We start from the raw sequence: 10,861 nt of genomic DNA on the forward strand, positions 1-10,861 counted from the left end.
AAATGCGACGCAAACTGACTGAACGACTGTCCACTCCGGGCCTGCGGCTGGGCGGCCTGTCGGCCGGATCGATCGTCTGCCTGGTGATCGTCGCGATCATCGCCCTGGCCGCGATCTTCGCCCCGCTGGTGGCCCCATACGACCCGCTCGCCTCCGGCCCGCCCGTCCAGCCGCCGAGCCCCGAGCACTGGTTCGGCACCGACCGGCAGGGCCGCGACATCTTCTCGCGGCTCGTGTACGGCGGCCGCTACTCGCTGACCATCGGCCTGGGCGCGACCTTCTGCGCGCTCATCGTCGCCGCCGTGCTCGGAGCGATCGCGGCGACCGCGCCGAAGTGGATCGCAGAGACGCTCATGCGCGTCATGGACGTGGTCATGTCGTTCCCCGGCATCGCCCTGGCCGCCGTGTTCGTCGCGGTGTTCGGTAAGTCGCTGCCGGTGCTGATCTTCACGATCGCGTTCCTCTACGTCCCCCAGCTCACACGCATCGTCCGCGCCAACATCCTCGACCAGTACGGCGAGGACTATGTGTCGGCCGTGCGGGTCATGGGAGCCTCGACCCCGCGGATCGTGATCACGCACGTCGCCCGCAACACGATGGCCCCGGTGCTCGTGTTCGCCACGGTCCTCGTCGCCGACGCGATCGTCTTCGAGGCCTCGCTGTCGTTCCTGCAGGCGGGCGTCCCCGACCCCGAGCCCTCGTGGGGCAACGTGATCGCCGCCGGCCGCAACCTGCTCATGAGCGGCGCCTGGTGGGCGACCTTCTTCCCCGGCCTGCTGATCATGATCACCGTGCTGTGCCTGAACATCCTCTCCGAGGGGATGACGGATGCCATGGTCGCCCCGCGTGCACGCAAGCTGTCGGCCGAAGCGGTCTCGACCGAGGAGTCGACCACCGTACTCGAGGCGGCGCAGGCGCCTGCCGGTGACGACATCTCCGCCGCCGAGGCGGCCGACGGCCGCGCATTCGACGGCATCGATACGCCGATCGTGACCGTGACCACCCCGACGCTCGCAGCGACGACCCCGGTGGTTCCGCTCGAAGAGCGCCTGGCCGAGCTCCGCGAGATCGAGCTCGATCGCATCGACCGGCTCGTCTACACCTCCGATGCGGCGCCTCTGCTCGAGGTCCGGGATCTGTCGATCTCGTTCCCGCGGCACGGCGACGTCAACGTCGTCGACCACGTGAGCTTCACGGTGCGGCCCGACGAGACGATGGCGCTGGTCGGTGAGTCCGGCTGTGGAAAGTCGATCACGTCGCTCGCGATCATGGGCCTGCTCGACCCCCGGGCGAACATCACCGGCGAGATCCTCTTCGACGGGGTGAACCTGCTGACGATGCCCGCCAAGGAGCGCAACCGGCTGCTGGGGCACGACATCGCGATGATCTATCAGGACGCGCTGAGCTCGCTGAACCCGGCGATGCTGATCCGCTCGCAGATGAAGCAGCTCACCACACGCGGCGGTACGCGCACCGCCGAAGATCTGCTGACCCTCGTCGGTCTCGATCCGAAGCGCACGCTCGCGTCCTACCCGCACGAGCTGTCGGGTGGCCAGCGTCAGCGCGTGCTCATCGCCATGGCGCTGACACGCAACCCGCGCCTCGTCATCGCCGATGAGCCCACCACGGCGCTCGACGTGACGGTGCAGGCACAGGTCGTCGACCTGCTCAACTCGCTGCGCGAGGAGCTCGGCTTCGCGATGCTGTTCGTCTCGCACGACCTGGCCCTCGTCGCCGAGCTCGCCCACCGGATCACGGTGATGTACGCGGGCCAGGTGGTCGAGCAGGGCACGACGCGCGAACTGCTCACCCAGCCCGTGCACGAATACACGCGAGGGCTCCTGGGCGCGGTGCTGTCGATCGAGTCCGGCTCCGACCGTCTGCACCAGGTGCGCGGCACGGTGCCGTCGCCCCGGGACTTCCCGAAGGGCGACCGGTTCGCACCGCGCTCGTCGAACCCGGCCCGCAACCGCGGAATCACCCCGGTGCGGCGCCGGATCGAGGGCACCGAGCACTTCTACTCCGCGCACCCCGACGATGCGCCCGTCTCACCGATCGGAGGCGCACGATGACCGAGCCGATCATCGAGCTGCAGGACGTCCACGTCCGTTTCAAGACGCGCACGTCGGGCCTGTTCCAGAAGAGCTACGTCGACGCGCTGGCGGGCGTCTCGTTCACGGTGACCCGCGGGCAGACGCTCGGCATCGTGGGGGAGTCGGGGTCGGGCAAGTCGACCGCGGCGAAGGTGCTCGTCGGGCTCGAACAGCCCACGAGCGGTCGGGTGGTGTTCGCCGGCGAACCGGTGACCACCTTCACCCGCAGCGTGCGACGGCGTCTGGGCCGCATCCTGTCGGTCGTCTTCCAAGACCCGGCCACCGCCCTCAACGCACGCATGACGATCCGCGACGCGCTGCTGGACCCGATGCAGGTGCACCGCATCGGCTCTCCCGCCGAACGCGACCGGCGCGTGCGCGAGCTGATCGGACTCGTCGGTCTGCCGAAGTCCGCGCTCGACGCGCTGCCCAGCCAGCTGTCCGGCGGGCAGCGTCAGCGGGTGGCGATCGCCCGGGCGCTGGCGCTGGATCCGCAGGTGATCGTCGCCGACGAGCCGACCTCCGCACTGGATGTCTCGGTGCGCGCGCAGATCCTGAATCTCCTCACCGACCTCAAGAACGAGCTCGGACTGGGAATGGTCTTCATCTCGCACGACATCCAGACCGTCCGCTACCTCTCCGATGAGATCGCCGTCATGAACAAGGGGCGGGTCGTCGAGTACGGCGACGCCGCCGAGATCTTCGAGAACCCGGCCGACCCGTACACCCGTTCCCTGCTCGGCGCCGCTCCGTCGCTGCTGGGCGCCCACCCTCTCTCCTGAACGCCACAGAACTGGAAGCACCCATGTCGCACACCTCCTCCGCCGTCGCCCGATTCACCGGCGTCGTTCCCCCCGTCGCCACCCCGCTGAACCTCGACGGCACCGTCGATCACGCCTCGCTCGAGCGCCTCGTCGATCACCTCATCGAGTCGGGCGTCCACGGACTGTTCGCCCTGGGCTCCACCGGCGAGACCGCGTACTTCACCGATGACCAGCGGGTGGCGATCGCCCGCACCATCGTGGCCGCTGCCGGCGGCCGCGTGCCGGTGATCGCCGGCGCGATCGAGCTCACCTCGACGCGCATCGCCGAACTCGGCCGCAAGCTCAGCGCCACCGGCGTCGACGCGATCGTCACCACCGCGCCGCTGTACACGCTGAACTCGGCCACCGAGGTCGGCGCGCACTTCCGCGCGATCGCCGCGGGCATCGATGTGCCGCTGTGGGCATACGACGTCCCGGTTCGCGTGCACACCAAGCTCGGCCTCGACCTGCTCATGCAGCTCGCGGCCGACGGCACCATCCACGGTGTCAAGGACTCGTCCGGTGACGATGTCGGATTCCGCCGCCTCATCGCCGCGAACAACGCCGCCGGCCACCCGCTGCAGCTGCTGACCGGACACGAGGTCGTCGTCGATGCGATGGCACTGGCCGGCGCCGATGGGGTCGTCCCGGGCCTGGCCAACGTCGAGGCGGCCGGCTATGTGCGGCTGTGGGATGCCGTGACGCGAGGCGACTGGACCGCGGCGCGCGCGGAGCAGGAGCGCATCAACAGCATCTTCGAGATCGTGTTCCAGCCGCGCGGCCTGTCGGGCGACGCCACCGGCGTCGGCGCGTTCAAGGCTGCCATGAAGGCGCGGGGTCTGATCACGACCGCGACGATGGCATCGACCGTCGAAACGCTTGACGACGATGCGCTCGAGCGGATCAACGAGATCCTCTCCGCGCTCGACCTGATGCCCGTCGCGTCCTGATGCACGAGGTCGTCGTCGCCGTCGACATCGGCGGAACCAAGACGGCGGTGGCGCTGACCGATCGTGCCGCGCGCGTGCTCGACACCGTCGTCGCGCCGACACCCGCAGGGGACGGCCCCGACGCGATCGTCGCGGCGATCGCCCGGATGGCTGAAGGACTCATCGACGCCGCCGGCGATGTCGCCGTCTGCGGCGTCGGCGTCGGAACGGCCGGGGTGGTCGACACGACGACCGGGTCGATCATCTCGTCGACCGACACGATCGCCGGATGGACGGGAACTCCGCTGGCAACGCGGCTTCGGACGGCGCTGGCCGCGCGACTGCCGGCGGACGCCGTCGTGCTCGTGCAGAACGACGTCGACGCCCACGCGCTGGGCGAAGCCCGCTTCGGGGCTGCGGCGGGCGCCCGAAGCGCGCTCATCGTGGCGGTCGGCACAGGGATCGGCGCAGGCATCATCCTCGACGGTCACCCGCTGCGCGGGTACCGCCACGTCGCCGGAGAGCTGGCTCACGTTCCCGTACCGGGCGCCGAGGGGCTGCGCTGCCCGTGCGGGCGGGACGGCCACCTCGAAGCCATCGGCTCGGGCGTCGGCATGCACCGCCACTACCTCGCCCTCGGGGGCGATGACACCGTCGCCGATGCCCGGCAGCTGGTCGTCAGAGCCGCCGACGGCGACCCCGTCGCGCGGCGCGCTCTGGCCGACTCCGCCGCCGCGGTCGGGTGCGCGATCGCGAGCGCCGTCACCCTGCTCGACCCCGAGCGCGTGGTCGTCACCGGCGGGGTCCCGGACATCGGCGCGACGTGGTGGAACCCGATGCGCGCCGCCTACCGGGCAGAGGTGATCGACGTGCTGCAGGATGTCCCGCTCGTGGCCGGGCAGCTCGGCGGCCAGGCGCCGCTGCGCGGAGCGGCGGCGTCGGCGTGGGAACGAATCGGAGGAGCATCATGACACTCACACTCGACGAGGCGCTCAGCCGGCTCGATGCCGGACTGGTCGTCTCGTGTCAGGCGTACCCGGGCGAACCCATGCGCGATCCCCGGACCATGGCGCAGATCGCCCGCGCGGCCGTGGCGGGCGGCGCGGCGGCCATCCGGGTGCAGGGACTCGACGACATCCGCGCGGTCAGCGACCTCGACGTCCCGGTCATCGGACTGTGGAAGGACGGCGATTCGGACGTGTTCATCACGCCCACTCTCCTGCACGCGAGAGCGGTGGCCGATGCCGGTGCCGACATCGTCGCGATCGACGGCACCCGGCGCGCTCGTCCGGATGGTCTCTCGCTCGCCGAGACGATCGCGCAGCTGCGCCAGAGCCATGACGTGCTCGTGATGGCCGACTGCGGTTCACTCGACGACGCCGTCGCCGCCGAAGCCGCCGGCGCCGACATCCTCGGCACGACGCTGTCGGGGTATTCGGGCGAGCGACCCAAGACGATCGGACCCGACATCGAGCTGATCGGGCAGATCCGCGAGCACTGCCGGCGCCCGCTCATGGCCGAGGGGCGGATCCACTCACCGGCCGACGCCGCCGCCGCACGGCGCGCCGGGGCGTTCGCGGTGTGCGTGGGCACCGCGATCACGCATCCGACGACGATCACCTCATGGTTCGTCGAGGCGATCACCGAGACGTCCTGATGGCGACGGCGCTTGCGCCCGTCCTGATCAGCGCGTACGCGGCCTCGCCCGCGCACACGGACTGGGATCCCGCTCTCGAGCACGAACTGCTGGACGCGCTGTGCGCGCTGCCCGGCGTCGCCGGACTCGAGGTCCCCTGGCTCAACGCGCTGCACCCGCACGACACCGAGTGGTTCCTGACGCACGTCCCGGCCGGAGCCCGGCTGGCGCTGACCGCACTGCCGTGGGCCATGCAGCAGTGCGCGCGCACGAGCGGCTACGGGATCGCGTCCGGCGACGAGGATGGGCGGCGAGCCGCGCTGGACGATCTGCGGGCGCTTGCCGCCGGCATCCATCGCCTGCACGGCGAGAGCCCCGCGCACGTCGACATCGTGCCGCTGCACACCGCGCCGCAGGGCACGGGCTGTGCTGCGGCCCTGGCGAGATCGCTCGACGAGCTGACGGGGTGGGACTGGCAGGGCGCGCGTCTGGTGATCGAGCACTGCGACGCCGTCGTGCCGGGACAGGCGTTCGAGAAGGGGTTCCTGAGTATCGGCGACGAGCTCGCGGCGATCGACGCCGTCGGTGCGTCGGTGGGGGTGTGGGTCAACTGGGGCCGCAGCGCGATCGAACTGAGGGATGCCGATGCGGTGACCGCGCAGATCGCGCAGGCGTCGGCGAGCGGGCTGCTGACCGGCCTCACGTTCTCGGGCGCGTCCCCCGCCGACACGACCTACGGGGCCGCGTGGGAGGACCGTCACCTGCCGGTGGCCGCAGCCGATCCGAGCGCGCAGTCGCTGCTCGACGATGCGCACATCGCGGCTGCCCTTCGGGAAGCGGCCGGGGCGGACTGGCTCGGGATCAAAGTGAGCAGGGCGCCGGCAGATCGTACGGCGGCCCAGGTCGCGGCCACCGTAGCCGCCAACCTCAGCGCCGTACGGCGGGTGGCCGAGCGCACCGATGCGTGAGGACACCGCCGTTCCGATCGCGCCGTCGCTGCGCGCCGCCCACACGATGCTCGGCGCCGCGCTGCCGACCGATCTGCGCACCCGGGCGGACATCGGCGCGTACCGGGCGGTCGCGGCCACACGCGGCACGACGCGGCCGCAGCGGCACTCGCCTGCCGCGACCGGGACGTGCGCCTGGGCGGCCAGCTCCTGATCTGCCCGATGCTCTCACGCGCCGACGCGCCGTCGATGCGACAGTTCGCGCGAGACCACTCCTGGAGTGCGCAGAGCAACGACACCGGCTGGATGTCCGCATTGGGACCGACGGACGACCTGCCTCCCGGCGAGCGCAGCGACCTGGCGGGCCTGCCGCCCACGTATCTCGACGCCGGCTCCGCCGAGCTCTTCCGCGACGCGATCGTGTCCTTCGCGTCGTCGCTGTGGGCGAAGGGATGCCGGGCAGAGCTGCACGTGTGGTCGGGAGGCTTCCACGCGTCCGACTGCGTCGATGAGACGCCGATCGTCTCTGCCGAGGCGCACCGCGCGCGCCGGGAGTGGATGCGGCGCTGGCTGGCCGGCGACCTGTAGTTCCGTACCACTGCAGACAGGGCCCGAGGCCCCGGGTGGTCGGGGCTACGGCCGGGCGACGGTGATGCCCGCTGCTGCGGTGGCGGCACCCATCGCCACGAGCGCGTCGGCGGCGCCCTGCAGGTCGGTCACGGCGCCGATGAGCCGCTCGGGGGCGAGCTGTCCGCTCTCGATCATGGCCATCATCGCCGGGTAGTCCTGCGCCGCCATCCCGTGCGAGCCGGTCACCGAGAGCTCCCACGCGATCACCCGGTCCCAGGGGAGGGATGCCGTGGCCGCATCTCCCAGCATGAGTCCCACCTGCACGTGGCGACCGCGTCGGCGGAGGCTGCGGACGGCCGCGTCGGCTGTCGCGGGTGACCCCAGGGCGTCGATCGTGACATGTGCGCCGCCGCCGGTCGCCCGGATGACGGCGTCGACGGGATCGGCCGCCGAGATCACATCGGCCGCACCCAGTTCGCGGGCCCGGTCGAGGGCGGCTTCGGACAGGTCGACCGCGGTCACACGTGCGCCGAGCGCGACGGCGATCGTGATCGCCGACAGGCCCACCCCGCCGCACCCGAATACGGCGACCTCGTCGCCGTGGTGCACGTCGCCGTGCACGGTGACGGCGCGGAAGGCGGTCGCGAAGCGGCATCCCAGCGCCGCAGCCGTGGTGGAATCGACGGAGTCGGGCAGATTCACGAGGTTCAGATCCGCGGCGTGCACGACGACGTACTCCGCGAACGACCCGGCATGGGTGAACCCGGGCTGGGTCTGGTCCGGGCAGACCTGCGCGTCGCCGCGGGCGCAGAACCCACAGGTGCCGCAGCCGTTGACGAACGGTGCCGTCACACGGGCGCCGGCCACCCAGTCGCTGACCTGTGCGCCGACCTCGGCGACCGTGCCGGCGAACTCATGACCGGGGATGTGCGGGAGCGCCACCGGGTCGTGCCCGCGCCAGGCGTGCCAGTCCGATCGGCAGACGCCCGTCGCCTCGACCCGGATCACCGCGCCGTCGGGCGGGCACAGCGGCGCCGGGACTTCCCGGACCCGCGGCAGCTCGCCGACGGCGTCGTAGACGACAGCACGCATCCGTCCAGTATGAGGGGTGCGAGCGCCGGATCAGCGGGCGCCTCCCATGGCGCGGAGCCACTCGCCGAACCGCGCATCGGGGAGGGGTGCGGGCACCGGCACATCGTCCGGCGTGGGCGCGAGGCCCTTGATGAGCAGTTCCAGATGCCGCCGAGCGAGCTCGGCCCCGATCCCCGGCATCCGTGTGGCGATATCGGCGATCGCGTGGGTGAGCAGCGGGATGTCGGTGGCGGTGAAATCGGCGCGTACCGCCTGCTCGGCCTTGGCCCGATCGATGATCGCGCTGAGCAGTGGCTCGATCTCGGCGCGAAGGTGCTCGGCCCCGTGCTCGATGTCGATGAGCAGCAGCTCTCGCACGGCGCGGTTGTGGGACTGGAAATCGACGTACACGCGCAGGACGCGGTGCAGCGCGTCCCGCCCGGAGCCCACCGCCGCGCACTCGCGGATCGCGTCGGCCATCTCGGACACCCGGTCGGTGAACAGGGCGTCGACGAGGCCGGCCTTCGATCCGAACCGGCGGTAGACGGTACCCACGCCCACGCCCGATTCCCGCGCGATGGTCTCGACCGAAGCACCGAGGCCCTCGCGGGCGAACACCCGCTCCGCCGCCGCGAGCACATCGTCGCGGTTGCGTGCGGCATCCTTGCGCAGCACTCGCGGAGTGGGATCGCTCACTCCGCCACTCTATGTCCGTTCGGAGAAAGCGGAGCGCATGATTCCGTTTCGTGTACGGTGTGTGCAGGGATCACCCGAACCCGGTACCACCGCAAGGAGGCGGAATGTCCACGCTGCGCCAGCGCTTCACGAAGATGATCGACCGACGTGTGCGAAAGGGCGTCGCTCTCGGCCCCTACGACGTGGAGGTGGACCGCAATCTGCGTGTGCCGATGGATGACGGGATCGAACTGCTCGCAGACCTCTATCGACCCGTCGGGGCGGACGGCTCGCTGCCCACGATCGTGATCCGCGGCCCGTATGGTCGCAGCGGCATGCTGGGCGGCGCAGCCCGGGCACTCGCGTACGAGGGGTTCCCGGTGCTGTTCCAGAGCTCCCGTGGCACATGGGGCTCGCCCGGCGTGTTCCACCCGCAGATCGACGAGCAGCGCGACGGCATCGCCACGCACCGGTGGGTGCGCCGCCAGCCCTGGTTCACGGGGCGCCTGGCGACCTTCGGTGAGAGCTACATGGGCTACACCCAGTGGGCGGTCGCGGGCAAGATGGCGCAGGAAGACGCCGTGAACGCGCCTGAAGCCATGGTGCTGCAGATCACGATGCCCGACTTCGGCGCGATCACGTGGGACAACGGGGCGTTCTCGCTGCGCAACGCCCTCGGCTGGAGCCGGATGATGGACCGGATGGGCCGGGGCGGACCTGTCCTGCTCGGCATGCTCCTGCCCGACCCCAAGCTGAAGAAGGCCTTCGATGTGCTGCCGCTGGGTCAGGGTGACTCGGCGGCGACCGGGCATGCGATCGGGTGGTACCAGGACTGGGTGAAGCACGAGGACCTCTCCGACCGGTACTGGACGCAGCAGTCGCACACCGCGTCGGTGCCCGATGTCACGGCGCCGGTGCTGATGGTGACCGGCTGGTACGACATCTTCCTGCCCTGGCAGCTGCGCAATTACGCGCAGCTGGTCGAGGCCGGCCGGCCGCCGGTGCTGACGGTGGGCCCCTGGGGGCACATCTCGCGCGGCAAGGCGGCCCCGGCGCACAACGACACCATCGCGTTTCTCAAGCACACGTTCCGCGACGAGCCCTGGGACCGGCCGGCACCGGTCCGTGCCTACCAGACCGGCCTGGAGCAGTGGCACGACCTCGAGATGTGGCCGCCGGCAGGCTCCGAGCAGACACCGTTCCACCTCGGCGCCGACGGTGCGGTCGCGCGCGAGCCGGTGACCGCCGGCACGACCGGCTACACCTATGACCCCGATCAGGCCACACCTGCCGTCGGCGGTCCGAGCCTGACCCCCGACACCGACCCGATGGACAATGCGGCGCACGAGCAGCGCAGCGACGTGCTGACCTTCCGCTCCGGGGCGCTCGACCAGCCGCTCGACGTCGCGGGCGAACCGGTGGGGGTCATCCGCGTCCGTTCGACCGCACCGAGCTTCGACGTGTTCGTCCGGATCACCGATGTCCATCCCGACGGCCGCTCGATGACGGTCTGCGACGGCATCCGCCGGATCGGCTCGGTCGGTACGCGGGCAACCGATCCCGAACCGGATGGGGACGGGTTCAGGGAGGTCGCCGTGACACTGTGGCCGACGTTCCACCGGTTCGCTCCCGGCCACCGGGTGGGGATCCAGATCAGCTCCGGAGCTCATCCCCGATACGCCCGGAACCCGGGAACGGGCGAGCCGGCGTTCGAAGCGGCGACCACGGTCATCGCCCAGCAGACGATCGCGCACGGCGGCGACACGGGCAGCCGCATCGAGCTGCCGGTCTGGGTGCACTGACATCACCGAACTGCCCCTCGTGCCGGGCCCCTGCGGGATGCGACGATGTGAGTACGCATCGGACACGCATCGGGAGGCTCCCATGGCCAGCCACGGCATCGACGAGAACGCGGCGTTCGCCGAGATCCTCGAGCGACTCACCAAGAAGTACGCCGAGGTACCGCCGGAGCGGATCGAGGCGATCGTGAACGAGGTCCGAGCCGAGATGAGCTCGGCCAAAGTGCGCGACTTCGTCCCGGTGCTCGCCGAGCGCGAAGTCAAGAAGCGCGTCAAGCTCGAGCTCGCCTGAGTGCTGCCGTCGCCAGGCGGACAGCCCAGGGCCCGGGCTCGCTGCG

Annotated in this window: 12 protein-coding genes; 10 read left to right on the forward strand and 2 right to left on the reverse strand. The window is 71.0% G+C overall.

Annotation, left to right across the window (positions count from 1 at the left end; genetic code table 11):
• The first annotated feature begins 2 nt into the window (after positions 1–2).
• The 8 genes from BKA10_RS15725 to BKA10_RS15760 are packed head-to-tail and all read left to right on the forward strand — an operon-like array spanning position 3 to position 6,996.
• Positions 3–2,072 (forward strand): dipeptide/oligopeptide/nickel ABC transporter permease/ATP-binding protein, encoded by a 2,070-nt coding sequence (locus tag BKA10_RS15725; RefSeq protein ID WP_183500829.1) that lies wholly within the window; start codon positions 3–5, stop codon positions 2,070–2,072.
• Positions 2,069–2,875: an ABC transporter ATP-binding protein gene (locus BKA10_RS15730; protein WP_183500830.1), complete on the forward strand. Its 807-nt coding sequence runs from the start codon at positions 2,069–2,071 to the stop codon at positions 2,873–2,875. The genes BKA10_RS15725 and BKA10_RS15730 overlap by 4 nt, the downstream gene beginning before the upstream one ends.
• Before the next feature lie 23 nt (positions 2,876–2,898).
• Positions 2,899–3,846: a dihydrodipicolinate synthase family protein gene (locus BKA10_RS15735; RefSeq protein ID WP_183500831.1), complete on the forward strand. Its 948-nt coding sequence runs from the start codon at positions 2,899–2,901 to the stop codon at positions 3,844–3,846.
• A complete protein-coding gene (locus BKA10_RS15740) occupies positions 3,846–4,796 on the forward strand; it encodes an ROK family protein (protein ID WP_183500832.1) in 951 nt (316 codons plus the stop codon). Before BKA10_RS15735 ends, BKA10_RS15740 begins: the two co-directional genes overlap by 1 nt.
• A complete protein-coding gene (locus tag BKA10_RS15745; protein ID WP_183500833.1) occupies positions 4,793–5,482 on the forward strand; it encodes an N-acetylmannosamine-6-phosphate 2-epimerase in 690 nt (229 codons plus the stop codon). Before BKA10_RS15740 ends, BKA10_RS15745 begins: the two co-directional genes overlap by 4 nt.
• Entirely contained in the window at positions 5,482–6,429 is a 948-nt protein-coding gene (locus BKA10_RS15750) for a DUF4862 family protein (RefSeq protein WP_183500834.1), read from the forward strand. Before BKA10_RS15745 ends, BKA10_RS15750 begins: the two co-directional genes overlap by 1 nt.
• Positions 6,422–6,622: a hypothetical protein gene (locus BKA10_RS15755; protein ID WP_183500835.1), complete on the forward strand. Its 201-nt coding sequence runs from the start codon at positions 6,422–6,424 to the stop codon at positions 6,620–6,622. Before BKA10_RS15750 ends, BKA10_RS15755 begins: the two co-directional genes overlap by 8 nt.
• The gene (locus BKA10_RS15760; protein ID WP_183500836.1) at positions 6,598–6,996 is read left to right on the forward strand and encodes an alpha/beta hydrolase fold domain-containing protein; all 399 of its coding nucleotides are present in this window, start codon (positions 6,598–6,600) and stop codon (positions 6,994–6,996) included. Before BKA10_RS15755 ends, BKA10_RS15760 begins: the two co-directional genes overlap by 25 nt.
• Before the next feature lie 45 nt (positions 6,997–7,041).
• Here BKA10_RS15760 and BKA10_RS15765 read toward each other — a convergent pair whose 3' ends face one another.
• Both BKA10_RS15765 and BKA10_RS15770 read right to left on the reverse strand, forming a co-directional pair.
• Positions 7,042–8,070: a zinc-dependent alcohol dehydrogenase family protein gene (locus BKA10_RS15765; RefSeq protein WP_183500837.1), complete on the reverse strand. Its 1,029-nt coding sequence runs from the start codon at positions 8,068–8,070 to the stop codon at positions 7,042–7,044.
• Positions 8,071–8,100: 30 nt separating this feature from the next.
• Positions 8,101–8,745 (reverse strand): TetR family transcriptional regulator, encoded by a 645-nt coding sequence (locus tag BKA10_RS15770; protein ID WP_183500838.1) that lies wholly within the window; start codon positions 8,743–8,745, stop codon positions 8,101–8,103.
• Positions 8,746–8,849: 104 nt separating this feature from the next.
• Here BKA10_RS15770 and BKA10_RS15775 point away from each other — a divergent pair, with 104 nt between their 5' ends.
• Together BKA10_RS15775 and BKA10_RS15780 are read left to right on the forward strand one after the other, a co-directional pair.
• Positions 8,850–10,526: a CocE/NonD family hydrolase gene (locus BKA10_RS15775; RefSeq protein WP_183500839.1), complete on the forward strand. Its 1,677-nt coding sequence runs from the start codon at positions 8,850–8,852 to the stop codon at positions 10,524–10,526.
• Between the two features lie 82 nt (positions 10,527–10,608).
• Positions 10,609–10,815: a three-helix bundle dimerization domain-containing protein gene (locus BKA10_RS15780; RefSeq protein ID WP_183500840.1), complete on the forward strand. Its 207-nt coding sequence runs from the start codon at positions 10,609–10,611 to the stop codon at positions 10,813–10,815.
• Positions 10,816–10,861 lie beyond the last annotated feature (46 nt).

Origin of the sequence: Microbacterium invictum (assembly GCF_014197265.1) — a bacterium.
GTDB classification, from domain to species: Bacteria; Actinomycetota; Actinomycetes; order Actinomycetales; family Microbacteriaceae; genus Microbacterium; species Microbacterium invictum.

Coding starts and splice junctions, on each gene's coding strand:
- BKA10_RS15725 (WP_183500829.1), top strand. CDS start 3: ATGCGACGCAAACTGACTGAACGACTGTCCACTCCGGGCCTGCGGCTG.
- BKA10_RS15730 (WP_183500830.1), top strand. CDS start 2,069: ATGACCGAGCCGATCATCGAGCTGCAGGACGTCCACGTCCGTTTCAAG.
- BKA10_RS15735 (WP_183500831.1), top strand. CDS start 2,899: ATGTCGCACACCTCCTCCGCCGTCGCCCGATTCACCGGCGTCGTTCCC.
- BKA10_RS15740 (WP_183500832.1), top strand. CDS start 3,846: ATGCACGAGGTCGTCGTCGCCGTCGACATCGGCGGAACCAAGACGGCG.
- BKA10_RS15745 (WP_183500833.1), top strand. CDS start 4,793: ATGACACTCACACTCGACGAGGCGCTCAGCCGGCTCGATGCCGGACTG.
- BKA10_RS15750 (WP_183500834.1), top strand. CDS start 5,482: ATGGCGACGGCGCTTGCGCCCGTCCTGATCAGCGCGTACGCGGCCTCG.
- BKA10_RS15755 (WP_183500835.1), top strand. CDS start 6,422: ATGCGTGAGGACACCGCCGTTCCGATCGCGCCGTCGCTGCGCGCCGCC.
- BKA10_RS15765 (WP_183500837.1), bottom strand. CDS start 8,070: ATGCGTGCTGTCGTCTACGACGCCGTCGGCGAGCTGCCGCGGGTCCGG.
- BKA10_RS15775 (WP_183500839.1), top strand. CDS start 8,850: ATGTCCACGCTGCGCCAGCGCTTCACGAAGATGATCGACCGACGTGTG.
- BKA10_RS15780 (WP_183500840.1), top strand. CDS start 10,609: ATGGCCAGCCACGGCATCGACGAGAACGCGGCGTTCGCCGAGATCCTC.